Origin of the sequence: Kitasatospora sp. GAS1066B (genome assembly GCF_041262605.1) — a bacterium.
GTDB lineage: Bacteria > Actinomycetota > Actinomycetes > Streptomycetales > Streptomycetaceae > Kitasatospora.
The window spans coordinates 1-24,061 of record NZ_JBGCCO010000015.1; the positions used below are offsets into that span (position 1 = coordinate 1).

Below are 24,061 nucleotides of genomic sequence, written 5' to 3' on the forward strand. Positions count from 1 at the left end.
GTGACGAAGTGCGCCAGGGCCTGCCGGTTGCCATCCTCACCGAGCCGCACGGCCATCGGCTCCACCGACTTGCGCCGGCCGTCCAAGAGCAGCCCCCGCACATAGGCCTGCCCCCCAACGCCGCTGGTCAGTACGCGTGAACGCCTCGAACATCTCCGACGCGAACGCCTCCAGGTCCTCCCGGACCTCGGCCATCTCCCCAGGTGTCACACCTCAACAACGCACCACCCGACACAAAGACACGCCACTATCGAGTCGACCTGACCAAGCCCTACTAGGGTCGCTGGGGTGACTCATCACACGGTTGACCCGGCGACGATCACGCCGGAGATGGCTGCTCAGATCCGCACGTGGCGATGCGATGAGGACTACTCCTGGCGCGCTGTGGCCCAGGCCGCGTCCGACCTGTGGGGCTCCGAGTGGGGCAGCAACCAACTCTTCGGCGAAGACCTCTGCGTGGCCGCAGCGAAGCTGCTGGGCGAAAACCCCTACCGGGATCCGTGGAACTGACGCTCGTCAGATGGCTCCTCTCGGATCATCGAGCGGACCAGATGAAGATGCCCGCGATGTGGAGTCCCGCCTGGAAGACGGTGCACGACGGGCCGGGTGCGCGGCCGGCCGATTGCCCTGGGTACGCGCAGGGCGGCCATGACGTGCTCGAAAGCAGGTGCATCACCGGCCTGGCCAGGTGTGAGGCGGAAGCACAACGGGCGGCAGCGGCCGTCCACGGCGAGGTGGATCTTCGTCGTCAGCCCGCCGCGCGAGCGCCCGATGGCATGGCGGTCGGGCTCGCCAGCAGGGGCCCCTTTTGACGGGCCCCGGCCGCGTTCTGGTGGGCGCACACGATGGTGGAGTCGACCGAGACGACCCAGCCGAGATGTTCGTCGGCGTAAGCGAGGGCCGCGCTCTGGGACTGCCAGGAGTCGGAGCTGTCGCCGATGCGATCGCCGTGGGGGACGTGGGTGGCCGAGACGTTGACGAACAGGAAGAGCGCCTGGTCGGCGCGGTTGGCGGCGACATCGAGGGCGTGTTCGACCTGGTAGCGGGTGGAGTCGGGCTCGGGCGAGCAGAACTCCGGCCGCCAGTAGTCCTCAATCACGTTGATCGGACCTTCTCGGCGGCGGCACGCCGGATCTCGGCCGTCGCCCGAAGCACGGCGGCCGAGACCCGGCCCTGACGGTTCGTCCTACTCGCCGGCCGCCCGCTGGCTCGGCACCGCGCGGTCGCGCTGGAGGTCCAGCAGTTCGCGGAAGAGGCCGTCCGGTTGGGCGGCCAGCTCCGGCCAGCTGCCGGTCTGTACGATGCGGCCCTGGTCCAGCACGATCACCCGGTCCGCCACCGCCGCGTTGGCGATGTTGTGCGTGACCAGGAGGGTGATCCGGTCCGGCGCGAAGGTCCGCAGGGCGTGCAGGATCTTGTGCTCGGCCCTGGGGTCGAGGTCGGAGGTCGGCTCGTCGAGGATCAGCAGGCCGGGGTTGAGTGTGGTGCGGTAGAGGGCGCGGGCCACCGCCGCGCGCTGCCAGCCGCCGCCGGACAGTTCGGCGCCGCCCAGCCAGCCTTGGGCGAGCAGGGTGCGCCAGCCGGAGCGCAGCCGGGCCACCACCTCGTCGAAACCGGTGTGCGCCGCCGCCCGCTGCACTTCGGCCATCAGGTCCTCGGTGAGGTGTCCGAGGTGGACGTTCTCGGCGGCGGGCAGCGGCCAGCGGGCGAACTCCTGCGGGACCCGGGCGACCCGGCGCCACATGCCGTCGGCGTCCAACTCCTCGACGGGCACGCCGTCCCAGGTGATCTGCCCGGTCTGCGGCAGGTAGAGCCCGGCCAGGTGTTTGAGCAGGGTGGACTTGCCGCTGCCGTTCTGCCCGATCACGGCGACCACCTCACCGCGTCGCAGTGTCATGCTGACGTCGCGCAGTGCGGGTTCCTGCTGCGCGCCCGGGTAGGTGTGGCAGAGCGCCTTGATCTCGACCAGTTCGGGGGCGGGCGGGATGATCGAACCGCGCTGGATCCGGTGGCCGCCGGCCTCGTCCAGGAACCTGAAGTAGTCGTCCAGGTAGAGGCCGGTGCGGTAGAGCCGGGCACCGTTGCCGACCATGCCCTGCACGCCGTTGGAAGCGGTGCGCAGCGCGAAGGTGGCGGCTCCGGCGGCGGCCAGGTCGATCCGGCCGCTGGCGACCAGGAAGAGCAGGACGCCCCAGATCAGCGCGCTCCCGGCGCCGGTGCCGAGCGCAGCCAGCAGCGACACCTTCGCCGCCTTGCGGGTGGCCTGGTCGGTCGCCGCGACGATCCTGGCCTCGGCCTGCCGGTACTTCGCCATCATGAACGGCGTCACCTGGTCGGACCGGACCTGGTCGGCGCGGCCCTTGTCGATCAGGAACCAACGGTAGATCCGCAGGGCCTGCCGCTCCTCGTTGGTGGTGACGGCGGCGAGGTAGTGGATCCGCGCGGTGCGCACGGCCGCGATGCCGGAGGGCACCGAGCCGAGCAGCAGGAACGGGACCAGCCAGGGGTGCAGGGTGGCCAGCACGCCGGCCGCCGCGACCAGCGAGACCGTGGAGGCGATCACGTCCTGGGCGTTGGAGAGCAGGTCGGGCGTGGTGGCCGCGCCCCGGTCGGCGGACTCCCACTGCTCGGCGTAGGACGGTTCGTCGTATGCCTTCAACTCGGCGGCGCAGCCGGCGGCGATCAGCGCGAGGTCAGCCTCCCGGTTGATCCGCGGCGCCACTTTGGTCGACAGGCTGGTCACGGTGATGCCGAGCACCGCGCGCAGGGCGGTGGCCGCGCTGAGCACCGCCAGCGACGGGGCGGCGTTGCGCAGGTGGAGGCCGACCGGGCCGGGGACCAGCAGGGCGCCGAGCGTGCCGGTGGTGGCGTACAGGGCGAGCGCGCCGAAGATCCCGGAGAGCAGCTGGCAGCAGAGCAGCAGCACCGTGGCGGTGCGGTCGGCGTGCCAGGCCAGGGCGAGGGCGCGGCGGACGAGTTGGGGCAGGCGGCGCACCATCGCGGCGGCCGAGACCGACTCGCCGGCCCGGCGGCGGTTGTCGCCGTGGAAGTGCGCCCGGATCTGCTCGCCTGGCTCGGGCTCGTCGGGCTCGGGCTCGTCGGGCTCGGGCTCGTCGGGCTCGGGCTCGTCGGGCTCGGGCTCGTCGGGCTCCCGCTGTGGCTGGTCGGGCTGGTCGGGCTCGGGCCGGCCGGTGTCGTCGGTCGCGGCCTGCTCGGTCCTGACGGCGTGTTCGGACACAGTGCTCCCCTGGTTCGGTGGACTGACGGCAGCTGCTGGCACCGCTCGGGCGGGGCGGGCGGGCCGGGTGCGGTCCCCGATCCTGGCAGCGCCGCGACCGGCCCCTCGGCGTGTCCCGCCAGGTCTCACTCGATCCGGGCGAATACGTGTCCGCGTCGGCGAGTTGGTGGCAGTGGATCTCCGCGACGGTCACCCCCGCGCCTGCGTGGCGGCCTCGCGCAGCGTGCCAACGAACACGTTCGTTAGAAACTTGTTCGCGACGAACGCGTTCGCTACAGTGGAGGCATGACAGCAGCCCCTCCCCCGACCCCCCGCAGCCGTCGCGAGCGGCCCGCCAAGCCCGCGCTCACCCGGGCCGGCATCGTTGCGGCCGCCGTCGCGCTGATGCGTGCCGAAGGCCTGGAGCGGGCCACCATGCGGCGGCTCGCGCAGGAGCTCGACACCGGCGCGGCCTCGCTCTACGTCTACGTCCGCAACACCGCCGAGCTGCACGCCGCGATCCTGGACGAGTTGCTCGGCGCCGTCGACCTGAGTGCGGTACGCACGACGGGCGACTGGCGCGAGCGGCTGGCGACGGTGCTCACCTCGTACACCGACGTGCTGTTCGAGCACCCCGGCCTGGCCCGCTCCGCGCTGGTCGCCCGGCCCAGCGGCGCCCGCTATCTGGACCTGCTGGAGGCACTGCTCGCGCTGCTCATCGAGGGCGGGGTCCCGGCCGGGCGCGCCGCCTGGGCCGTCGACCTGCTGCTGCAACACGCCACCGCCACCGCGGCCGAGCAGGCCACCCGGGACCAGGCGGGCGACGCCCAGGCCCAGCAGGAGATGGACGACCTCGGCGCGGCCCTGCGCGGAGCGGACAGCGCCCGGCACCCACAGCTCGCCGCGCTCGGCGGCGAGTTGCTCTCCGGCACCGGCCAGGACCGCCTCGCCTGGGGATTCCAGGTGCTGATCAGCGGCATTCTCCACACGCCACGGCCGGACCGGTCCGGCGAACCCGACCAGAGGAGCACTTGAGATGACCACCGAAGCAACCACCGGCAGCAGCACGGAGGCGACCGAAGGCCACCCGATCCACCATCCGATCGCGGTGATCGGCGCCGGCCTCGGCGGCCTGGTCCTCGCCCGCGTGCTGCACGCGCACGGGATCGCGGCAGCCGTCTACGAACTCGACGCCACCCCAACTGCCCGCGCCCAGGGCGGCATGCTCGACATCCACGAGGAGTCCGGCCAAGCAGCGCTGCGGGCGGCCGGCCTGCACGAGGAGTTCCGCGCGCTGGTCCTCCCTGGCGGCGAGGAGATGCGGATCCTGGACCGGCACGCCGTGCTGCACCTGGCCGAGGAGGACACCGGCGAGGGCGGGCGACCCGAGGTGGACCGCGGCCGCCTGCGCGCGCTGCTGCTCGACTCGCTGCCCGCGGACACCGTCCGCTGGGGCGCCAAGGTCACCGGTGCCCGGGCGCTGGGCGGAGGCCGCCACCTGGTGACCCTCGCCGACGGCGGCTCCTTCACCACCGACCTGCTCGTCGGTGCGGACGGGGCCTGGTCGAGGATCCGTCCGCTGGTCTCCGACGCCGTGCCCGCCTACACCGGCATGTCGCTGGTGGAGCTGGACCTGGTGGACGCCGACAGCCGCCACCCCGTCAGCGCCTCCCTGGTCGGCGGCGGCATGTTCTTCGCGCTCGGCGAGGACCGGGGCTTCCTCGCCCATCGCGAGCCCGACGGCAACGTGCACGTCTACGTCGCGCTGCGGGCTCCCGAGGGCTGGGGCAGCGAGCTCGACTTCACCGAGACCGAGACCGAGACCGAGGCCCAGGCCGAGCCCGAGGCCTGGGCGGCCAAGGCCGCGCTGCTGAAGCACTTCGACGGCTGGGACGAGCGGCTGCGGTCGCTGATCACCGAGGCCGACGGCGCGCTGGTCCCGCGCGCGATCCACGCGCTGCCCGTCGGGCACCGCTGGCAGCCCACCCCCGGCGTCACGCTGCTCGGCGACGCCGCCCACCTGATGTCCCCCTTCGCCGGCGAGGGCGCCAACCTCGCCATGCTCGACGGCGCCGAACTCGGCACCGCGATCGCCGCGCACCGCGGCGACCTGGCCACCGCGCTCGGCCGCTACGAGCAAGCCCTCTTCCCGCGCAGCGAGGCGGCGGCCGCCGAGTCCGCCGCGAACCTGATCAGCTGCTTCAGCCCGACGGCGCCGCAGCCGCTGGTCGACCAGTTCGCCGCCCGGCAGCCGGCCTGAACCCGGTGGGCGCGAGCCACCCCGACCGCTACGGCTTCCCAGGTCACCTCCCGGTCACCGGCGAACCAGAACACAGAACCGGAGCACGGAACCGGAGCACAGAACCGGAACACATCCGTGCTCCACGCGACCGGCGCCGCGATGGCATCATGACGGATCGCATCGCCGTCCGTTCGTGACGCCCCGCGCGATGTCCTGATCGAGCACGGAGCCTGGTTTTGCCACATTCTGTTCGCGACACGGCGGCCCCCGCCCCTGCCGCCGTCGATCTCCGGCGCGTCCAACGCGGCTGGTACCTCAACGACTGGGCCAACGCGGCCTTCTCGGCGACCGTCCTGACCGTCTTCCTCGGCCCGTACCTGACGGACGTCGCCACCAAGGCCGCGGACGCGCACGGCGACGTCCACCCGCTCGGCATCCCGGTGCGGGCCGGCTCGTTCTTCCCGTACACCGTCTCGGCCTCGGTGCTGCTCTCGGTCGTGGTGATGCTGCTGGCCGGCGCCGCGGCCGACCGCACCGGCAAGCACAAGACGCTGCTGGGCGCCTTCGCCTACGCCGGGGCGGCGGCGACGGTCGGGATGTTCTTCCTGGACGGCGACAACTACCTGCTGGGCGGCGCGCTGCTGGTGCTGGCCAACATCTGCTACGCGGTCTCGGCGGCGCTGGCCAACGCCTTCCTGCCGGGGCTCGCGGCGCCGGCCGAGCGGGACGCGGTCTCCTCCAAGGGCTGGGCCTTCGGTTACGCGGGCGGCGGGCTGCTGCTGCTGGTCAACCTCGGGCTCTTCCTCGGGCACAGCGCGCTCGGGCTCTCCTCCGGGACGGCGGTGCGGCTCTGCCTGGCCTCGGCGGGCCTGTGGTGGGCCGCGTTCACCGTCTTCCCGATGCTGCGGCTTCCACAGCGTCCGGCCACCGCGCCGGTCGCGCGACCGGTCGACGAGCACGCCGGCGGCACCCTGCGGGAGCTCGTCGGCACGCTGCGCGGGATGCGCCGTTTCCCGCTCACCCTGCTCTTCCTGGCCGCCTTCCTCTGCTACAACGACGGCATCCAGACCGTCATCTCGCAGGCCTCGCTGTTCGGCAGCGAGGAACTGCACATGGGGCAGACCACGCTGATCGCGGGCGTGCTGCTGGTGCAGATCGTGGCGATCGGCGGCGCGCTGCTGCTCGGCCGGATCGCGCAGCGGCACGGCGCCAAGAAGACCATCCTGGGCTCGCTGGTGGCCTGGGTGATCACGCTGGCCTTCGGCTACGTGATGCCGGCCAGCCAGCCGATCTGGTTCTACGCGCTGGCCGCCGCGATCGGCCTGGTGCTCGGCGGCAGCCAGGCGCTGTCCCGCTCGCTCTTCTCCCATCTGATCCCGGCCGGGCGGGAGGCCGAGTACTTCAGCCTCTACAAGATCAGCGACCGGGGCACCAGCTGGATGGGCCCGCTGGTCTTCGGCCTGGCCTTCCAACTGACCGGCAGCTACCGGGTGGCGATCATCTCGCTGCTGGTCTTCTTCGCGATCGGCTTCGCCCTGCTGCTGCGGGTTCCGATCCGGCGGGCGATCGAGGCAGTCGGCAACGAGGCGCCCGAACTGCTCTGAGCGTTCGAGTGACGGGCAGCTGTGGAGACGGGCAGCTGTGGAGACGGGCAGCTGTCGAAGGACGGCGGGCGAAGGGCGGCGGGCGAAGGAGCCCGCCGCCCTTCGGCTGTCTCTCCCCCGAGGTGGGACGAAAGGGCACAATCGGTCACCCGGTCGACCCGTAGCGCGTAGCGTGTGGTGGCATGGCAGACGATGGCTCCGAGCTGACTCGGGATGAAGTCCTGCGGGCGCTGGCCGCGTTGGAGGCCGGCTGGCAGCGCGACGAACACGCGCTGACGGTGCTCGGCGAACGCCAGGCGGGCGAACGGGCGCTCCCGGCGCTGCTCGCCCTGTACGGCGAACGAACGCTGCGCGCCCTGCTGACGCTGGCCGTCGGCGGTCCGGACGGGCTCTCCTCGCAGCAGGCCCTGGACGCGGCGGAGGAGTTGGACCGCAGCGTGCTGGGTCGGATCAGCGGGGTGCTCGGCCAGACGCTCGAAGCGTGGGCGCAGGCCGGTGGCGACGACAGCGCGGTGGCCGGCCACATCGCCCGGACGGTGATCGGCGCCATCGCCGCGGTCAGCCAGAGCGCCGACGGTGACGACGTGCTGCCGCTGATCGCCGCGCTGCGCACCCAGACCCTGCGCGAGTCCTGCTGAGCCGGCGCTTCCCGCTGACCCGGCGCTCCGATTTCGTCGTATTGACGATAAGGCTCGCAATCCTTTATCGTCAGTTCGACGAGAAATCGCCCAACCCCAAGAGTTGATCCCCGGGAAGGGAAGAGCCATGGCTGACATCACCCGCCGCTTCGGCCTGCGGCACCTGCGGGCCGCCCCCACCACCCACATCCGCCACCTGCGCGGCGGCAAGCTCGCCCACGACGGGGCCGGGCTGGCCTTCTGGTTCCGCCCGCTCACTGCGGCGATCTCCGAAGTCCCGGCCGATGACCGGGAGTTGTCGATGCTCTTCCATGCCAGGACCGCCGAGTTCCAGGATCTCGCCGTGCAGGCCACGGTCACCTACCGGATCACCGACCCGGCGCTGGCCGCCACCCGGCTCGACTTCGGCATCGACCCGGAGACCGGGAGCTGGCGGGCCGATCCGCTCGACCAGCTCGGCACGCTGCTCACCGAGACCGCCCAGCAGCACGCCCTCGAACTGATCGCGCGCACCCCGCTCGCCGAGGCGCTCGCCGACGGGGTGACGGCGGTGCGGCGGCGGGTGGCCGAAGGGCTGACCACCGAGCCGCGGCTGGCCGAGATCGGGCTGGCGGTGCTCGCGGTGCGGGTCACCGCGCTGCGACCGGAGCCGGAGATGGAACGGGCACTGCGCACGCCGGCCCGGGAGCGGGTCCAGCAGGAGGCCGACCGGGCGACCTACGAACGCCGGGCGGTGGCGGTCGAACGGGAGCGCGCGATCGCCGAGAACGAGCTTGGCAGCAAGATCGAACTCGCCCGTCGGGAAGAGCAGTTGGTCGCCCAGCAGGGCGCCAACGCCCGGCGCGAGGCCGAGCAGCAGGCCGCCGCCGACGCGGTGCGGGCGCAGGCGGAGTCGGTGCGGCGGACCCGACTGGCGACCGCCGAGGCCGAGGCGACCCGGATCCTGGCCGCCGCCCAGGCCGACTCCGAGCGCGCGCACGGCGCGGCCAAGGCGGCCGCGAAGGAGGCCTGGCTGACAGCCCACCAGCAGGTCGACCCCGAGGTGCTGCAGGCCCTGGCGCTGGGCCGGCTGGCCGAGAACCTGCCGAAGATCGACAGCATCACACTCACTCCCGACGTGCTCACCGGCCTGCTGTCCCAGCTGGGCCGCACCCCCACCGCCGGCAGTGGGCGGTGACGCTCGCCCCGCGCGTGGTGCTGGTGCACCGCCGCACCGAGTACGAGGAGTTGCTGGCCACGCACGGCTCGCGTGGCCAGGCCGCCTTCTTCCTCGCCGCCCGGGACCGCTCGCTCGACGAGGTGGAGCAGCGCCACCGCCGCACCCTCGCGGCGCTGGCCGAGGTGGCGGGCGCGATTCCGCTGGACTGGCGGCGCAGCCGGGTGGAGCGCGCCGACCTGGACCGCTTCCTGTTCGCCCCGCAGGACGTGGTGGTCGTGGTCGGCCAGGACGGCCTGGTGGCGAACGCGGCCAAGTACCTGTCGGGACAGCCGGTGATCGGCATCGACGCCGACCCGGGCCGCAACGCCGGGGGGCTCGTGCAGCACCGCCCGGCGGAGGTCGCCGAGTTGCTGCGGGTGGCGACCGCCGCCACGGCGGCCGCGCACCTGACCGAGCGCACCATGGTCGAGGCCGTCGCCGACGACACCCAGCGGCTGCTGGCGCTCAACGAGATCTACGTCGGCCAGCGCGGCCATCAGACCGCGCGTTACCGGTTGACGGCGCCCGGGGCCGCCGCCGAGGCGCAGGCCTCCTCCGGCATCCTGGTCGGCACCGGCACGGGCGCCACCGGCTGGTGCCACTCGGCCTGGCTGGAGCGGCAGAGCACGCTGCGGCTGCCCGAGCCGAGCGCGCCGGCGGTGGGCTGGTTCGTCCGGGAGGCCTGGCCCTCTCCGGTCACCGGGACCAGCCAGGTGCAGGGGCTGTTCGACGCCTCCGAGCAACTGGCTCTGACCGTCGAGTCCGACCGCCTGGTCGCGTTCGGCGACGGCGTGGAGTCGGACGCGCTGCAGCTGAGTTGGGGGCAGACCGTGCGGATCCGGGTGGCCGCGCAACGGCTGCGGCTGCTCTCCTGACCCACCGCCTAGGGCCTGTACGGCGGATCTTTTCGGATGAGCCCGCGGCGTTGGGCGCCCGGCTGGGCGTGCGCCCGAGTCGTCCTCGTACTGGACGTACTTGGGCGATTCGGGCGTGCGTCCAGCCGGGATGCCCGGCGTCGCGGGCCCGGAAAGATCCGCCGTACAGGCCCTAGGGCCCACGGTGAGCCAAGCGCTCGCCGCGCGGGTCAGGCCGCCATCGCCAGGTGCCCGCGGCCGCGGCGCCGGTTGACCGCGGTCGGCTCGGCCTCGGCCGGGACGGCGATGACGGTGCAGTGGGCCCGGGCCAGGCAGTACCGGCTGACCCTGGCGAACAGCGGGCGCAGCAGGCCGCGGCGGCCGGTGCCGACCACCAGCAGGTCGTCGGCGCGGTCGGCGACCTGGAGCAGCGAGGGGCCGGCCTCGCCCTGGATCACCACGGGGGTGATGCGCAGGTTCTCCGGGTAGCCGCCGAAGGCCTCGGCGAAGACCTGGTCCAGGCGGGTACGGGCGGCCTGCTCCCAGGCGGCGGCCAGCGGCGGGCAGGGGTGGGTGCGGTAGGCCGTCTCGCCGCCGACCGGGGTCCAGGCGATCACCGGCACGAGCTCGGCACCACGCCGGGCCGCCTCTGCCGCCGCACGCTGCAGGACCGCCGTGCTGCGCCGCGAGCCGCTGACGCCGACGATGACCCGGGTGGACTCGGCCATGATGAGCTGCACTTCCCTCAGTAGTGGACCGCGGTCGCCGCTGGTCCTTCGTTTATCAGGTGCACCGATCATATCGCCTTGAATTTGTAGGTCAAGTAGCGGGATCGTCGCAGATCCATAAGGCATCACCGGGCGCCCGCCTTCGGTTCCTCTTGACGCTTCCCTGACGCCGCGCGCCCGCTCGCTGACACCGCTCTAACGCCCGGCCCGCCAGCGCGCACGGCACGTCACGATCGGTAAGGATCCGTCAGAGCGGTCGCCCCGGCCGACAGGGATTCGTCAGGGACGGATTCCGGTCGGCTCGGGCCGGATTCACTGGGCGGATGTCCAACCGCCCGCTGTCGAGTCCGCCGCTCAGGAGCACCACGACCCGCACCGCCGTCCCGCCGTCGGGCGCACCGCTGCCCGGCATCGGCCGTCTTCGCCGCCTGGCTCCCTGGTTCGTGCCGGAGCGGCCCGGCCCCGGCACGCTGGCCGCGCACGTGCTGCTCACCGGACACGGCTCGCTCTGGACCGACCACCCCGCCGCACCCCGGGTGGCCGTGGCCCGCTGCGGCTCCTTCCGGGTACTGCGGGGCGATCCGCGACTGCTGTCACCCGAGCTCCTCGCGCCGCTGCAGCGCGGGCAGTTCAGTGCCCCGGACGAGTTCCTGCCGCTGCTCGGCCGCACCTTCGGCACCGTCACCCCGTGGGTGCGGCTGATCTGCACCCAACAGCACCGCCCGCGCCGCCGCCCGGTCCCGGCGGGGGTGCGGCTGCGTCCGCTGACCCCGGCGGACGCGGCCCGGCTCGACGCGGCCGGGCCCGAGCTGCGCTGGGTCACCGAGACCTGGGGGTCGAGCCGGGCCGTCGTCGCGACCGGCGGGGCCTGGGGCGCCTTCGTCGAGGGGCGACTGGTCTCGCTCGCGGTCTGCCATCTGCGCGGGCTCGCGCACGAGGACCTGGCGGTGGCGACCGCCCCGGAGTTCCGCCGGGGCGGCCTGGGCCTGGCCTGCGTCCTGGCGACCGCGACGGCGGCCCGCCACCGCGGCAAACTGCCGACCTGGACCGCGCCCCGGTCCAACGGGCCCAGTCGAGCGCTGGCCGAGGCGGCCGGCTTCCGACCGGTGCGCGAGGAACTCGCCTACTGGGTCGGCGCAGCCCGCCTGACCGGTGCGGCGCTCAGGCGGTCGAGCGGTCAAGCGGAGCAGAGCCCCCGGGTGTAGTCGACGGTCGCCGCGGCCTGCGAGTACTGCCACTCGGGGGTGAGCAGTTGGGCGTCCAGCTGGGCGGCGGCCGTCCGGTCCTCGGTCAGGTAGCCGAAGTCCTGGAGCCAGGCCGGGTAGAGGTTCTTCGAACCGAGGTAGAACGCGGCGCCGTCCACCGAGACCAGCTTGTGGTGCAGCGCGTACGGGTGGCCGTCCGCCCAGGTGTCGCCGGGGGCGGCGCGGAAGGCGGCGAGCTGGAGGTTCTGGCACATGGTCGCCTTCGCGCCGGCCCGGTCCTGGCCGGTGGCGGCGCTGATCCGGTCCAGCAGCACGTCACTGACCTCGGACAGCGACTTGATCTGCGAGTAGCCGCCGCTGCCGACCGCGCCCCGGTTGGCCGGGTCGCTGACCACGATCCGCACCTTCACACCGGCGACCAGCTTGGCCGCGAGCGCGTCGTAGAGCCGGGCGTCGTAGCGGGGCAGCGGCGGGCAGGTGCCGTTGAGGTCCTGCTGGGATATCTCGAGGTGGCTGGTGGCACTGGCGACCAATGCGCGCAGCGCGCTCTCCTCGGGGTTCACCGTGGCGTAGTCGCGGTCGGCGTTGGTGTGGTCGGGCAGCGGGAACGGGCCGCAGGCGGTGGCGGGACTTCCGCTCACGTCGACCGGGCTCGGCACGAAGCTCGAGGTCGGGTCGACGCTCTGGACGCCGACGCCCAGCCCGCCGACCGCGATGACCGGCACGCCGCCGGCGGGAGCCGGGTCGGCCGGGGCAGCCGAGTCCTGTTCGAGGGTGGCCAGGCAGCCGGCGCCGTTCGAGGCGGCGAACCAGGCGGCCGAGAACGGGCCGCTGTTGCGACAGGTCCAGCCCCACAGGGTGTCCAGGTAGCGCCCTGCCGTCGCGGCCGCCGGGCCGGTCAGCGCGAGGTCGGCGTCCGTGACCGGGTGGCCGGTCTCCAGGTAGTCGGCCTTCCAGTCGTTGATCCCCCCGGTGATCACGCGCCGGCCGTCGACCACCAGCAGCTTGGTGTGGTTCCAGGAGAAGGCGGTCTTGGCGGTGGTCATCGAGGCCACGTTGAGCGTGACGGAGCCGGCCGCGTCGCCCAGCCTGCCCACCAGTTCGTCCCGGTAGGAGGTGGGCAGCGCGGTGATGTTGTACAGCGGGGCGGCACCGACCAGGATCCGCACCTGGAGCCGGTGCCCTGACGCCACCGCGGACTTGAGCCCCGCCACGATCGCGTCCTCGAAGGCGCCGTTCGGCAGCGGGGCGAGCGAGGAGATGTCCACCGTGCGGGTCGCCCCGGCGATGTCGGCGGTCATCTTCGCCAGCAGCGCCCGACTGCCCGGACGGTCGGCACAGGACGGGTCGCCCCAGCACCCGGGGGTCTGCAGCAGCCAGCCACCCGGGTCATCCGCCGGCGCGTCCAGCGCGTTGCCGTCCGTACGCTGCCAGACCGTCCCCTCCAGCCCGGGCGAGACCTGGCGCAGCACCTGCTCGACAGCGTCCAGGTGCGGGGTGGGGGCGGTCGGGTTCGCGGCGGCCAGCGCCGGCACCGCCGGCACGGCCGGCGCGGCGGCCAGCGCGATAGCGAGCGTCAGTACGGATCGCGCGAGGCGACGACGCGAACGGTGGGAGGCCCTGAGCAGCGACATCTTGACGGTCCTTCACGGGATCCGAACAGATCTTCACCTGTTCACTGGCATGACGTCACAAAGCTACTGGCCGGTCACCTGATGTTTCGACAAGTCCCGGACGGATCCAGTCGATCGGCGGGGCCACTCCCGCCGATCGACGGGTGTCGTCGTGGGAGACCTCCCGGCATGGCAGGCTCGAGGCCAGCACCGCCCCACCCCCGCACCGCACCGCACCGCACCGCACCGCACCGCACCGCACCGCACCAGGAGCCGACCGCAGATGGACCGCCCGCACGCCACGTTCCGCTTCGACGCCCCCGCCTCCGCGCACCCGGCAGGGATCCTGGCCGCCGCCGAACTGGCCGAACAGCGCGGCATGGACCGGCTGCTGGTCGCCGAGACCGCGTACGACCCGTTCCTCCAGTTGGCCCGCGCCGCCGACCGGACCAGCTCGATCGAGCTGGCCACCGGCGTCGCGATCGCCTTCGCCCGCACCCCGATGACCCTGGCCTACCAGGCCTGGGGTCTGCACGCGGCCAGCGGCGGACGGGCCGTCATCGGCCTGGGCTCGCAGGTCAAGACGCACATCGAGAAGCGCTTCGGCATGCCGTGGGACCGCCCGGCCGCGCGGATGCGCGAGTACGTCCACGCGGTGCGGGCGATCTGGCACAGCTGGCAGACCGGCGAGCGGCTGCGGTTCCGCGGCGACTTCTACACGCACACCGTGATGACCCCGGTCTTCGCGCCCGACCCGATCCCGGCCGGGATGCCCAGGATCCTGCTGGCCGGCGTCGGGCCGCTGATGACCAGGACGGCCGGCGCGGTCGCCGACGGCCTCGTCAGCCACCCCTTCACCTCGGTCGCCTACCTGACCGAGCAGGTGCTCCCCGGCGTCGCCGCCGCCCGCGCCCAGGCCGAGGCCGAGGGCGCCCCCTGGACCTCCCGGCCCTTCGAGATCGCGGGCAGCGTGCTCACCGCGACCGGCCGCACCGAGGAGGAACTGCGCGCCAACCTGGCCGGCGTGCGCGAGCGCCTGGCCTTCTACGCCTCCACGCCCGCCTACCTCCCGGTGCTCGCCCAGCACGGCTGGGCGGACCTGCACGAGGAACTGCACCGCCTGTCGCTGCGCGGGCGCTGGCAGCAGATGGCCGACCTGATCGACGACGAGGTCCTCACCACCTTCGCCGTCACGGGAACGGTCGAGGAGGTCGCCCGGGAGATCCACCACCGCTACGCCGGCCTGGTCACCCGCCTGTCCGTCAGCCAGCCCGAGCAGGCCGACCCGGAGCTCGGCCTGGAGGTCCTGGCGGCGGTGCGGGCCCTGGGCTGAGCCACCCGGCGCTCGCCGGGCACCACGCCTACGGTCCGCCGGTGGTCCCGCCGGCCGAGGGGATCGCCCGGCCGGCGGAGACCATCATCAGTCTCTGACGGAGCATCAGAGAGGTTGTCCACTACCCTGCTTCGACGTCCTGGACCAGGGCCGGGCCCGCCAGCGCCGGCTGGAGGGCGGCCACCACCGCCCGCACCGAGGCGAGCAGCGAGGCCGCCGAGCGCCAGCCGCCGGAGCGCCAGAGCAGCAGCGCGCTGCCTTCGACCCGCCAACTGCACGGCTCGGGGGCGGTGCGCAGCACGTCGACTCCCGCGGAGGTGAGGACGGCGAGGGCGAGGCGCGGGTCGGTGGCGTAGGCCTCGAACCGGCTGTCGAACCACCCGTCGCCGCTCTTCAGCCGGCCACCGGGACTCGGCTCGACGACCCGCACCGAGTGGAAGGCCGGCTCGTGCCGCACCTCGACCCGCGACTCGACGGCGGTGGGCAGCTTGACCAGCACCGCACCGTAGAAGTGAGTTGAACCGTTCTCCCGGCAGCGGTAGCCGACCGAGGTCAGCGGCAGGCCGTCGAGGCCGCCGGTCACTTCGGCGTCCAGCCGCCGCGCGCTGCCGTAGTGGAACGGCGGCCCGGCCAGGTCGGGGCCGTCCCCGCTGCTCGGCCGGAACCCGTGACGCGCGGTCAGCTCCGCGGCGATCGCCGCGGTCCGGCGCCGGTCGCGGAGCGGGCCGAACCTGGGCGCGGTCAGCACCAGCGTGACCAGCGCGACGAAGAGCACGATCGGGACGATGACGCCCATGGCGCCTCCCCTGATTGAGGGCCTGTCGGCAATGCCGCCGGGCACTCGCCGGGGCATGCTCGACCTTCACGCCGACCAGACTTCCCGGCACACCGCTACCGACAGTACCGGTCAGTGGACGAAGCGCAAGGGTGCCCGGGGTACCTGAACCACTCGGCATGGACAGTGCAAAGATCGCGTCAACAGCAGCGTGTGCCGCTTGCGCGGCGTGGCCGGCCTGCATACACCAGAGAGCAGGAGGTGCGCGATGCGCCGCAGTCCCAGTCTCCACAGTCCCGGTCCCCGCGGTCCCAGTTGGCTCTCCCGCTGGAAGCTCGACCGCCAGGTCAGCCAGAGCCGGCTCGCCCTGTTCGCCGCCGTGGTGGCCCCGATAGCGCTCTGCGCGATCCTGCTCCCGCTCCGGGGCCACCTGGCCAACACCAACGTGGCGCTGCTGCTGGTCGTGGTGGTGGTCGCGGTGGCCGCGCTCGGTCGGCGGGTGGCCGGGGCGCTCGCCGCGGTGGTGGCGGCGCTCGGCTTCGACTTCTTCTTCACCCGTCCCTACGAGCAGTTCGCGATCAGCAAGTCGGCCGACCTGACCACCGCCGTCCTGCTCCTGGCGGTCGGTCTGACGGTCTCTCAACTCGCGGCCCGGGCACGCCGGTTCCGCGTGCTGGCGATCACCGACGCCGGCTACCTGGCCCAGATCCGGGACACCGCGGTGCTGGCGCGCAGCGCGAACTCGGCGCTGACCGTCGTCGACCAGGTCCGCGACCAGCTGGTCGGGCTGCTCCAACTGCGGGGCTGCCGCTTCGAGTACGGCTCGCTGCTCGGCCACCCGCCGCGCCTGGAGCACGACGGCTCGGTGCTGATCGGGCACCGGCTCTGGGACGCGGACCGGCTCGGGCTGCCGGCCGAGGACGTGGAACTGCGGATGTTCGGCAACGGCAAGTACATCGGCCGCTTCATGCTCGAACCCACCCCGGGCACGGTGCCCTCCCTCCAGGCCCGGTTGGTCGCCGTCACCCTGGCCGACCAGGCGGGGGCCGCGCTGGACTCGCTGCACCGGCCGGTGAAGGCGGCCTGAGCCGGCGTCAGGCCCGCCTACCGCGGTGGGCCTGACGTCCTGTCACCTGGAGCGCTCTGCCAAGCTTTGCTCGTGACCGAGATAGCCGAGCAACCACAGCAGCCACACCAGCGGGACGACCTGCCGCCGAAAGCGCGGCGGCAGGTCGTCCCGCTGGTGGTCAGCACCGCCGCGCTCGGCATCGCGCTGGTCCACGTGCTGCGGCCCGACCTGAAGATCGACACCATCACCGTGGTGCTGCTGGTGGTCGCGCTGCTGCCCTGGCTGGGCACGCTGATCGAGAGCATCGAGTTCCCCGGCGGCGGCAAGGTGCAGTACCGCCAGCTGCGGGCGGAGACCGCCGAGGCGCGGCAGGAGGCGGACGAGGCCCGGCAGGAGGCCGGCGAGGCCGTACGGACCGCGCTGGCAGCGGTCAGCGCGCAGGCCGCGATCGAGCAGGCGACGCCGGCGGACGTCGAGCGGCTGGCCGCCCGCTACACCGAGTTGCGGCAGTCGATGTCGAGCGGCGCGGCCCGCACGCGCCAGGTCGACCGGCTCTTCGGCACGATGATGGTGGTCACCCCGAGGGTGCCCGACTTCGACGTGCTGGCCGCGCTGCGCTCCGCCGACCCCGGTCTGCGCCTGGCCGGCTACGCCCGCGTGTTCGGCGAGCCCGAGACCGCCGTGGCCCAGGCCCCCGAGGTGCTGGCCGAGCTGCTCACCGCCGTGGCCGGGCGTGAGCCGCTGGGCAGCAGCCGGTACTGGGCGATTCGCGCGCTGGACGCGGGCACCGATGTGGTCGACCCCGGCTCGCTGCCGGGCGACCTGATCCGCCAACTCGCCACCGTGCTGACCGAGGTCCCCACGGGCAGTGCCCGCGCCGGGGCGCTGCGGCAGATCATCGCGAAGCTGGCCGGCTGACGGGCTGACGGGCTGACGGGCTGACGAGTTCGCGGGCCGACCCACCGCTGGTGTGTCGGGGGCGCGCGACCCGTTTCCCCCGGACGCGCGCCCCCACCCCATCACCTGGCCGCCGATGGTGGTCACCGAAACCGGTGCAGCTTCATCGGCGTGGCCCCGCCTCGGTCCCCCACGGACGGGGCGGCGCCTTACCTCTCGACAAACGCTAGGCGCCCCTTGATCAGTTCCCGGACTTCCTGATGCGCCCTTGGCGCCGGGCAAGCCGATCTTGACGGTTCGCTAGCACTCCGCCGCTCGTCGGACGGCCGGGCGGGCTCATCGGGCCAGGTCACGGCCTTCCAGCAGCGCGAGCGCGTCGACCGCAGGCCGGGTCAGTGCGCCATCCGCCGGTGTCGCCCGCCCCCTTCGTGCTGCACGAACCAGCGGGCCACCCACCCCAGCATCGCCAGCACGGTCACGCCCCAGACGATCGAGAACAGCACCAGCACCCAGAGGGTCCCCACCTGCGCCCCCACCAGGCCGAGCCCCATCGACACCCCCACCAGCCACAGCACCGCCCAGGTGGGCGCCTGGGCGATCGACTGCAGCACGTCCCGTGCCGGATGCACCTTCGCCGAGCCCTGTTCGAGACGCTCCTCCATCACCGCCACCTCCGCTTCCGCTGCCTTCGGCGGTCTCCGGCAGCTGCCGGGAGCGCCGTCTTCCATCGTCCCCCCGCCCACCGCGGCCCGCCGCCGGGAGCCTCAGCGGCTGCGAGCCGGAGATTGAAGGACAAGCTCATCCTCAACTCACGTGCTTCAAGCCGATCGCTCGCATCATGGAGGGAGGCAGAACTCGCTTCGTCTGGTGGGGCCGACATGAGCGGAAATCAGGGACCAGCAGAACCGACCGAACCCGGTGGCGGGGACGGTGCCGACCACGGTGCCCCGCCCCCTGGTGGCTGGGGTCCGCCGCCCGTACCCGGGACGGCGCGGCCAGGGCCGCCCCCGGCTCAGCCGCCGGCGCCATCTCACCCGTTCGGGCCAGCGCCGCCACCGCCGCCGTATCCACCCGGCCCGATGCCGCCGCCGTACGGCTCCTACCCGCCGCCACCACGGCGGCGGCACCGGGGGCGCACCTCGCTGGTGCTGCTGGCGGGCGTGGCCGTGGCCGTAGGGACCGGGATCGGCCTGGACCAGGCGTTCTGGCAGCAGTCGGCGTCACCCGGACCCACGCTGGCCAACCCGACGGCGCCGTACGTTCCACCGAATTCCGGCGGCGGGAACGGCGGAGCGAGCGGCGGCGGGAACGGTTCCACCGGGGCGACCGGCATCGCGGCGCAGGTGGATCCGACGCTGGTGAACATCAACATCACGATCGGTTACCAGGGTGTGCAGGCGGCCGGCACCGGCATCGTGCTCAGCTCCACCGGCGAGGTGCTCACCAACAACCATGTGATCAACGGCGCCACCTCGATATCCGCGACCGACGTGGGCAACGGCCGCAGCTACACGGCGACGGTGGTCGGCTACGACCGCACCGGCGACCTGGCGGTGATCCAGCTGAAGGATGCCTCCGGGCTGGCGACCGCGAAGCTGGGCGACTCCTCGAAGGTGGCCGTGGGTGACACGGTGACGGCGATCGGCAACGCCGGTGGGACCGGCCAGACGCCGACGCCGGCGGCGGGCAGCGTGACCGCGCTTGACCAGGCGATAACGGCGAGTGACCAGGCGAGCGGGACGGCCGAGCAGCTCAGCGGGCTGATCCAGGTGGACGCGAATGTCCAGCCCGGTGACTCGGGCGGTTCGCTGGTCGACTCCTCCGGCGCGGTGATCGGCATCGACACCGCCGGTTCCGACACCTCCGACCCGCAGGCCGTCACCCAGGGCTTCGCGATCCCGATCAACACCGCGCTGCCGCTGGCCCAGCAGATCATGGCGGGCAAGCCGAGCACGGACGTGCACGTGGGGCCGACCGCCTTCCTCGGCGTGGAGGTCGCGACGGATTCGGGCTCGGGCAACAGCAGTTCGGGCAACAGCGGCTCCGGCAACGGCGGCTCCGGCAACGGCGTGCTGGTCGCCGGGGTGGTCGCGGGTTCCCCGGCCGCGAAGGCCGGTCTCGCCCAGGGAGACCAGATCACCGCGGTCGACGGGCAGACCGTCGCCGGCCCCGACGCGCTGACCAGCCTGATGGTGAACCAGAGCCCCGGCAGCCGGGTGACCGTCCAGTGGACCGACGCCGCCGGCGCGTCCCACAGCGGCACGGTCACCCTGGTCAGCGGCCCGGCCGACTGAGGACCGGCCGGCCCGGCGCGGGCGACGGCGCGGTCCGCGACCTCAGGTCGGCCGCGCCGCCAGGCCCGCCGCTTCGGCGAGCAGCCGGTAGGAGTCGAGCAGCGCCGTCCGGTCGTGGGCACTCGTGGTGACCAGGAACTCGTCGGCGCCGGTGAGCGCCAGGAGGGCGCGGAGTTCGGCGACGGCCTGATCCGGCGTCCCGACGATATGGCCGCCGAGCGCCTTGTCGTAGGCGGCGCGCTCGCGCGAGGTCATCGAGCGGGCCAGGATCTCCGAGACCGGGGCGAGCGGCGGGAACTCGCCGTGGGTGCGGGAGTAGGCGGCGGCCCAGGCTTCGGAGACCAGCAACTCCCGTGCCGCCTCGGCCGTCTCGGCGACCGCCACGGTGCCGGAGAGCACGACGTACGGCTGCGCGGCCTGCGCGGAGGGGCGGAACCGGGCGCGGTAGCGGTCGACGGCGGCCACCATCGCGTCCGCCCCGTGCGGTCCACCGATGACCAGCGGCAGGCCCGCCTCGGCGGCGATGTCGGCCCCCGCGCCCGTGGCCAGCACGAAGGCGGGCACCCGCAGGCCCTCGGCGGGCCGCACGTGCACCTCGGGGTGCACGCTGCGGGCGGTGTCGAAGTAGCCGAGCAGTTCGGCCAGTTGCTCGGCGAAGTGGTCGGCGGCGTCCTTGTCCCGGCCGAGCGCGCGCCGGATGCCGTCGGTGAACGCCACCGAGCGGCCGAGCCCCATGTCGATCCGGTCGGGGAAGAGCGCGGCGAGCACCCCGAACTGCTCGGCCACGATCATCGGCTGGTGGTTGGGCAGCATCACGCCACCGGTGCCGACCCGGATCCGGCTGGTCGCCGCCGCCACGGCCGCCGCCAGCACGGTGGGCGCCGAGCCCGCCACCCCCGGCACGCCGTGGTGCTCCGACACCCAGAACCGGTGGTAGCCGAGCCGCTCCGCCTGCCGCGCGAAGGCCACCGTGTCACCCAGCGCCTGCGGCGGGCCGTCGCCCTGCCGGATCCGGGAGCGGTCCAGGACGGAGAGGCGAAGGGGTGCCGTTGCGCTGATCACGTCGGCGGCAACGCCTTTCTGCGCGAGCGGCATTCCCGGGCGGGCGCTGGTCGGTCCGGCTCGTCGGTCCAGGATCGTCAGATCGTTAGGCCGCCTCGTCAGTCCTTCGCCGCCCGCGAGTCCGGCGAGTCCTGCGAGTCCTGGGCGCCGAGATCCGACCAGGCGAGCAGTTCGGCCGCCGAGGCGTGGTTGCCCGTGCGGGCGGCGGCGGCCAGGGCGGCGGCCGCGATCCGCGGTTCGGTGCAGGGCGGCACCACCAGGAGCAGCACGTGGTCCTCGGCGTCGGTGGTCAGGCTGATCGTGTCGTCGCTGGTGGTGAGCCAACCGACCTTGACCAGCCGGCCGTTCGCCGCCACCTCGCGGGGGACGGCGCCCCAGGTGACGGTGTCCAGGCCGACCCGCAGGATCGGGCCCAGGTGCACGCTGAGCGCCGTGATCAGGTCGGGCAGTTCGGCACGCAGATTGGTCGAGCGGGGCCACCAGGCGCCGTCGAACATCCCGCCGTGCGACCGGGTCGGCTCCAGCGCCAGTCGTGGCAGCGAGGGCACGCCGAGCCCCGGCCAGGGGCCGTGGGAGTAGGGAGGAGGAAGGGGCACCTGTGTCATCGGGAGCCGCCTGCCCGGTCCGTGCAGGGGACCGATCATGACCCAGGGCGACACCGGTGCGATTACCGGTGTGCGACATGTCCTCGGTTACTGCAACGGTACTGCTCAGCGGCGGTCCGCGGGGTCGACGTGGCCCCGGGATCGACGCCGGCGCGGAGTAGCCTGGAGGTGTCCAGAGCATCTCGTATCCCGGTCACCGTTCCGGCCTCGTTCTGGGTGAACGCACGTTCCGGGCAGCGCGCAGCTCGCCCGGAGGCAGGCACCGGTGACACCGTGACCATTCACCAGACTCCACCGACCGCGCGCGCCCTCACGGTCGCCGACGCGATGGAACCGCTCGAGTACCAGATATCCGACGACAGCACGGTCGACCGGGCCAGCGACATCCTGGGCAGTGCCCATGTGGGCTACCTGCTGGTGCGCGACCACAACGGCCGCTGCGAGGGCGTGCTGACCTCGCGCGGCCTGCACGCCTTCCGCACCCGCTCCTGGTACACCGAACTCACCCCGGTCAGCGCCACCACCCACCAGCGCGGCCCGTTCGCCTGGCCCGGCATGGGCTTGGCGCTGGCCCGACTCGCCATGCAGATCAAGCAGTTGACGGTCTGGCCGGTGGTCGACGAGGACGGCTACACGCTCGGCCTGCTCACCGCGGACCGTGTCACCGGCCTGCTGGCGGTGCCCACGGCGTGACCAGCGGCTCGACCGGCACGATACCGTCACGGCATGGCTGACACCCGGCTGACCACGCCCTCCTTCCTGGTCCTCGGCATCATCGACAAGCTCGGCGAGGCCAGCCCGTACGACGTGAAGGTCGAGGCCGCCCGCACGGTGGCGCTGTTCTGGTCGATGCCGCACGCGCAGGTGTACGCGCAGTGCGACCGTTTGGCGGCGGCCGGCCTGCTGTCGGAGGTCCGGCAGGAGGGCGGGCGCAACCGGCGGCAGATGAAGCTGACCGACGCGGGCCGGGCGGCGCTGGCCCAGTGGCTCGCCGACCCCACCTTCGTGCCGGTCGAGGCACGCGAGCGCGGCATCCTCAAGCTCTGGTTCGGGGCCCGGGCCGAGGTCCAGGCTCCCGAGCAACTCACCGAGCACGAGCGGACGTTGACCAGCTACGAGGAGGTCGCCGAGAGCGTCGGCGGGCTGCTGACCCGGGGGCAGCGCGAGGCGCTGGAGTTCGGGATCCGCTACGAGCGGATGATGGTCGACTTCTGGCAGTGGGCGGCCCAGCGCGGCGAGTCGTAACCCGTGGCGGCGGAGCACCGAGGCACCCCGCCGCCCGGCAACTAGCCCAGCAGCGCCTTGAGTTCGGCTGCCCCGACCAGGCCGACACCGTGCCCGTCGTGCACCACCACCGCGGTGTCGCAGCCGGCCGCGGTCAGTTCGGCGAGCGCCGCGTCCGCGCGCTCGCCGGTGCCGAATCGCGGCAGCGGCGCGGTGAGGTGGTCGGCGATCGGGTCGGTCGGTGCGGCCTTGCCCTGCGCGAGGGCGGCGGCCAGCTGCTCCAACGAGGCCGCGCCGAGCAGTTCGAGCGCGGTCGGCTGGCGGCCGGGCGCGACGGGGGCCGGTCCGGCCGGCAGGACGGGGTCGGCGCCGGCGGCCGCGCGAGCCCGCAGCGCGTCCAGCGCCTGGCCCACCGTGCTGCGGTGGTGCAGGTAGGGCAGCGGGCGCTCGCGCAGCTCGGCGGGGACGGCGTCGCCGACCAGCGGGTGGGCCGCATCGCCGTCCAGGAAGCCGTTGCGCAGCATCCAGTCGTCGTTGAAGTACTTGGACAGGTACTGCCGCCCCGAGTCCGGCAGCATCACCACCACCAGCTGCTCCGGGCCGAGTTCGGCGGCCACCCGCAGGGCCGCCGTGACCGCCGTGCCGGACGAGCCGCCGACCAGCAGGCCCTCCTCGCGGGCGAGTCGACGGATCGTCAGCAGCGCGTCCCGGTCGGCGATCGGCAGGAGCTCGTCCACCACCTCGCGGTGGAAGGAGACCGGCCAGCTGTCGTCGATCGTCTCGGGGTGGCGGAACCGGCCGGCGGCCTCGACGAAGTAGGGGCGTCCGTCGCCGCCGGAGTAGACCGAGGAGGCGGGGTCGGCGCCGATCACCCGGACCGCGCCGTCGCTGGCCTCCTTGAGGAAGCGCCCTGTACCGCTGATCGTGCCGCCGGTGCCCACGCAGGAGACCAGGTGGGTGACCCGGCCCTCGGTCTGCCGCCAGATCTCCGGCCCGGTGGTCCGGTAGTGCGCGTCGGGGTTGGCCGGATTGTCGTACTGCTGGGCGAACCAACCGCCCGGGGTCTGCTCGGCGATCCGGCGGGCGAGGTTCACGATGTGCTCCGGGTCCTCCAGCGGCAGCCCGCCCGGGCGGACCACCACCTCGGCACCGTAGGCGCGCAGCGTGGCGATCTTCTCCGCACTGCTCTTGTCCGGCAGCACCACGACGGTCCGGTAGCCCTTGGCCGCCGCCACCATGGCGAGCCCGGCCCCGGTGTTGCCCGAGGTGGCCTCGACCACCGTGCCGCCGGGCCGCAGCGCCCCGGACCGCTCGGCCTCCTCGATCATGCGCAGGCCCGGCCGGTCCTTGACGCTGCCGCCCGCGCTCAGGTATTCGAGCTTGGCATAGACGGGAGCGGTGCGGCCCGCACCGGGCGTGCGCAGGCGCACCAGCGGTGTGTTGCCGATGAGTTCGAGCAGCGATTCGTGAACGTCCATCCCGGCAGACTATCCGCAGCGCTTC

General features: G+C 73.3%; 22 protein-coding genes and 2 pseudogenes. 14 read left to right on the forward strand and 10 right to left on the reverse strand.

Annotated elements, in window-relative coordinates; all coding sequences use genetic code 11:
* Positions 1-153 (reverse strand): annotated as a pseudogene (locus ABH937_RS18260) (transposase); the annotation flags it as partial.
* Between the two features lie 135 nt (positions 154-288).
* On the opposite strand from ABH937_RS18260, the gene ABH937_RS18265 reads away from it, so the two are divergent.
* Positions 289-510 carry a hypothetical protein gene (locus tag ABH937_RS18265; RefSeq protein ID WP_280694280.1) on the forward strand — a complete coding sequence of 74 codons (222 nt, stop codon included), beginning with the start codon at positions 289-291 and terminating at the stop codon, positions 508-510.
* Between the two features lie 89 nt (positions 511-599).
* Here ABH937_RS18265 and ABH937_RS18270 read toward each other — a convergent pair.
* Both ABH937_RS18270 and ABH937_RS18275 read right to left on the reverse strand, forming a co-directional pair.
* Positions 600-883 (reverse strand): annotated as a pseudogene (locus ABH937_RS18270) (transposase); the annotation flags it as partial.
* A 303-nt stretch (positions 884-1,186) separates the two neighbouring features.
* Positions 1,187-3,238, reverse strand: coding sequence for an ATP-binding cassette domain-containing protein (locus tag ABH937_RS18275; RefSeq protein WP_370218833.1), 2,052 nt, complete (start codon positions 3,236-3,238; stop codon positions 1,187-1,189).
* A gap of 285 nt (positions 3,239-3,523) precedes the next feature.
* On the opposite strand from ABH937_RS18275, the gene ABH937_RS18280 reads away from it, so the two are divergent.
* The 6 genes from ABH937_RS18280 to ABH937_RS18305 all read left to right on the forward strand — a co-directional run bounded on the left by ABH937_RS18280 (position 3,524) and on the right by ABH937_RS18305 (position 9,774).
* Positions 3,524-4,252 (forward strand): TetR/AcrR family transcriptional regulator, encoded by a 729-nt coding sequence (locus ABH937_RS18280; RefSeq protein WP_370218834.1) that lies wholly within the window; start codon positions 3,524-3,526, stop codon positions 4,250-4,252.
* 1 nt (position 4,253) lies between these two features.
* Positions 4,254-5,477: an FAD-dependent oxidoreductase gene (locus ABH937_RS18285; protein WP_370218835.1), complete on the forward strand. Its 1,224-nt coding sequence runs from the start codon at positions 4,254-4,256 to the stop codon at positions 5,475-5,477.
* A 218-nt stretch (positions 5,478-5,695) separates the two neighbouring features.
* A complete protein-coding gene (locus ABH937_RS18290) occupies positions 5,696-7,063 on the forward strand; it encodes an MFS transporter (RefSeq protein WP_370218836.1) in 1,368 nt (455 codons plus the stop codon).
* A 182-nt stretch (positions 7,064-7,245) separates the two neighbouring features.
* Positions 7,246-7,701, forward strand: coding sequence for a hypothetical protein (locus ABH937_RS18295; RefSeq protein ID WP_280694284.1), 456 nt, complete (start codon positions 7,246-7,248; stop codon positions 7,699-7,701).
* A 127-nt stretch (positions 7,702-7,828) separates the two neighbouring features.
* A complete protein-coding gene (locus tag ABH937_RS18300; RefSeq protein ID WP_370218837.1) occupies positions 7,829-8,878 on the forward strand; it encodes an SPFH domain-containing protein in 1,050 nt (349 codons plus the stop codon).
* Entirely contained in the window at positions 8,875-9,774 is a 900-nt protein-coding gene (locus ABH937_RS18305) for a hypothetical protein (protein WP_370218838.1), read from the forward strand. The genes ABH937_RS18300 and ABH937_RS18305 overlap by 4 nt, the downstream gene beginning before the upstream one ends.
* A 209-nt stretch (positions 9,775-9,983) precedes the next feature.
* Here the strand turns inward: ABH937_RS18305 and ABH937_RS18310 are convergent, their stop codons facing one another.
* On the reverse strand, positions 9,984-10,481 hold the full coding sequence (locus tag ABH937_RS18310; protein ID WP_280691953.1) for a universal stress protein: 498 nt from the start codon (positions 10,479-10,481) through the stop codon (positions 9,984-9,986).
* 323 nt (positions 10,482-10,804) lie between these two features.
* Here ABH937_RS18310 and ABH937_RS18315 point away from each other — a divergent pair, with 323 nt between their 5' ends.
* A complete protein-coding gene (locus ABH937_RS18315) occupies positions 10,805-11,686 on the forward strand; it encodes a GNAT family N-acetyltransferase (protein ID WP_280691954.1) in 882 nt (293 codons plus the stop codon).
* Here ABH937_RS18315 and ABH937_RS18320 read toward each other — a convergent pair.
* Positions 11,659-13,320: a phospholipase gene (locus ABH937_RS18320; protein ID WP_370218839.1), complete on the reverse strand. Its 1,662-nt coding sequence runs from the start codon at positions 13,318-13,320 to the stop codon at positions 11,659-11,661. The two genes, ABH937_RS18315 and ABH937_RS18320, sit on opposite strands and share 28 nt — an antisense overlap.
* A 262-nt stretch (positions 13,321-13,582) precedes the next feature.
* Here ABH937_RS18320 and ABH937_RS18325 point away from each other — a divergent pair, with 262 nt between their 5' ends.
* On the forward strand, positions 13,583-14,632 hold the full coding sequence (locus tag ABH937_RS18325) for a TIGR03617 family F420-dependent LLM class oxidoreductase (RefSeq protein WP_370218840.1): 1,050 nt from the start codon (positions 13,583-13,585) through the stop codon (positions 14,630-14,632).
* A gap of 121 nt (positions 14,633-14,753) precedes the next feature.
* Here ABH937_RS18325 and ABH937_RS18330 read toward each other — a convergent pair whose 3' ends face one another.
* On the reverse strand, positions 14,754-15,428 hold the full coding sequence (locus tag ABH937_RS18330) for a hypothetical protein (protein ID WP_370218841.1): 675 nt from the start codon (positions 15,426-15,428) through the stop codon (positions 14,754-14,756).
* 247 nt (positions 15,429-15,675) lie between these two features.
* Here ABH937_RS18330 and ABH937_RS18335 point away from each other — a divergent pair, with 247 nt between their 5' ends.
* Together ABH937_RS18335 and ABH937_RS18340 are read left to right on the forward strand one after the other, a co-directional pair.
* On the forward strand, positions 15,676-16,494 hold the full coding sequence (locus ABH937_RS18335; RefSeq protein WP_280691958.1) for a DUF4118 domain-containing protein: 819 nt from the start codon (positions 15,676-15,678) through the stop codon (positions 16,492-16,494).
* 72 nt (positions 16,495-16,566) lie between these two features.
* Positions 16,567-17,394 carry a hypothetical protein gene (locus ABH937_RS18340; protein WP_370218842.1) on the forward strand — a complete coding sequence of 276 codons (828 nt, stop codon included), beginning with the start codon at positions 16,567-16,569 and terminating at the stop codon, positions 17,392-17,394.
* A 371-nt stretch (positions 17,395-17,765) separates the two neighbouring features.
* Here ABH937_RS18340 and ABH937_RS18345 read toward each other — a convergent pair whose 3' ends face one another.
* Positions 17,766-18,035: a hypothetical protein gene (locus tag ABH937_RS18345; protein WP_280691960.1), complete on the reverse strand. Its 270-nt coding sequence runs from the start codon at positions 18,033-18,035 to the stop codon at positions 17,766-17,768.
* A 417-nt stretch (positions 18,036-18,452) separates the two neighbouring features.
* Between ABH937_RS18345 and ABH937_RS18350 the strand changes: the two genes are divergently transcribed.
* On the forward strand, positions 18,453-19,667 hold the full coding sequence (locus ABH937_RS18350) for a S1C family serine protease (RefSeq protein ID WP_370218843.1): 1,215 nt from the start codon (positions 18,453-18,455) through the stop codon (positions 19,665-19,667).
* 42 nt (positions 19,668-19,709) lie between these two features.
* Here the strand turns inward: ABH937_RS18350 and ABH937_RS18355 are convergent, their stop codons facing one another.
* Positions 19,710-20,729, reverse strand: coding sequence for an MsnO8 family LLM class oxidoreductase (locus ABH937_RS18355; RefSeq protein WP_370218844.1), 1,020 nt, complete (start codon positions 20,727-20,729; stop codon positions 19,710-19,712).
* 98 nt (positions 20,730-20,827) lie between these two features.
* Entirely contained in the window at positions 20,828-21,334 is a 507-nt protein-coding gene (locus ABH937_RS18360) for a DUF5994 family protein (RefSeq protein ID WP_370218845.1), read from the reverse strand.
* Between the two features lie 273 nt (positions 21,335-21,607).
* Here ABH937_RS18360 and ABH937_RS18365 point away from each other — a divergent pair, with 273 nt between their 5' ends.
* Positions 21,608-22,027 (forward strand): CBS domain-containing protein, encoded by a 420-nt coding sequence (locus tag ABH937_RS18365; protein WP_370218846.1) that lies wholly within the window; start codon positions 21,608-21,610, stop codon positions 22,025-22,027.
* Between the two features lie 33 nt (positions 22,028-22,060).
* Positions 22,061-22,579, forward strand: coding sequence for a helix-turn-helix transcriptional regulator (locus tag ABH937_RS18370; protein ID WP_280691965.1), 519 nt, complete (start codon positions 22,061-22,063; stop codon positions 22,577-22,579).
* 41 nt (positions 22,580-22,620) lie between these two features.
* Here the strand turns inward: ABH937_RS18370 and ABH937_RS18375 are convergent, their stop codons facing one another.
* Positions 22,621-24,036 carry a PLP-dependent cysteine synthase family protein gene (locus ABH937_RS18375; RefSeq protein ID WP_370218847.1) on the reverse strand — a complete coding sequence of 472 codons (1,416 nt, stop codon included), beginning with the start codon at positions 24,034-24,036 and terminating at the stop codon, positions 22,621-22,623.
* Positions 24,037-24,061 lie beyond the last annotated feature (25 nt).

Bases quoted from the DNA above. Each gene is read 5' to 3' on its own strand.
- ABH937_RS18330 (WP_370218841.1), bottom strand. From the start codon at position 15,428: ATGGGCGTCATCGTCCCGATCGTGCTCTTCGTCGCGCTGGTCACGCTG.
- ABH937_RS18360 (WP_370218845.1), bottom strand. From the start codon at position 21,334: ATGACACAGGTGCCCCTTCCTCCTCCCTACTCCCACGGCCCCTGGCCG.
- ABH937_RS18350 (WP_370218843.1), top strand. From the start codon at position 18,453: ATGCCGCCGCCGTACGGCTCCTACCCGCCGCCACCACGGCGGCGGCAC.
- ABH937_RS18375 (WP_370218847.1), bottom strand. From the start codon at position 24,036: ATGGACGTTCACGAATCGCTGCTCGAACTCATCGGCAACACACCGCTG.
- ABH937_RS18280 (WP_370218834.1), top strand. From the start codon at position 3,524: ATGACAGCAGCCCCTCCCCCGACCCCCCGCAGCCGTCGCGAGCGGCCC.
- ABH937_RS18295 (WP_280694284.1), top strand. From the start codon at position 7,246: ATGGCAGACGATGGCTCCGAGCTGACTCGGGATGAAGTCCTGCGGGCG.
- ABH937_RS18285 (WP_370218835.1), top strand. From the start codon at position 4,254: ATGACCACCGAAGCAACCACCGGCAGCAGCACGGAGGCGACCGAAGGC.
- ABH937_RS18315 (WP_280691954.1), top strand. From the start codon at position 10,805: ATGTCCAACCGCCCGCTGTCGAGTCCGCCGCTCAGGAGCACCACGACC.
- ABH937_RS18300 (WP_370218837.1), top strand. From the start codon at position 7,829: ATGGCTGACATCACCCGCCGCTTCGGCCTGCGGCACCTGCGGGCCGCC.
- ABH937_RS18345 (WP_280691960.1), bottom strand. From the start codon at position 18,035: ATGGAGGAGCGTCTCGAACAGGGCTCGGCGAAGGTGCATCCGGCACGG.
- ABH937_RS18335 (WP_280691958.1), top strand. From the start codon at position 15,676: ATGCGCCGCAGTCCCAGTCTCCACAGTCCCGGTCCCCGCGGTCCCAGT.
- ABH937_RS18310 (WP_280691953.1), bottom strand. From the start codon at position 10,481: ATGGCCGAGTCCACCCGGGTCATCGTCGGCGTCAGCGGCTCGCGGCGC.
- ABH937_RS18325 (WP_370218840.1), top strand. From the start codon at position 13,583: ATGGACCGCCCGCACGCCACGTTCCGCTTCGACGCCCCCGCCTCCGCG.
- ABH937_RS18370 (WP_280691965.1), top strand. From the start codon at position 22,061: ATGGCTGACACCCGGCTGACCACGCCCTCCTTCCTGGTCCTCGGCATC.
- ABH937_RS18320 (WP_370218839.1), bottom strand. From the start codon at position 13,320: ATGTCGCTGCTCAGGGCCTCCCACCGTTCGCGTCGTCGCCTCGCGCGA.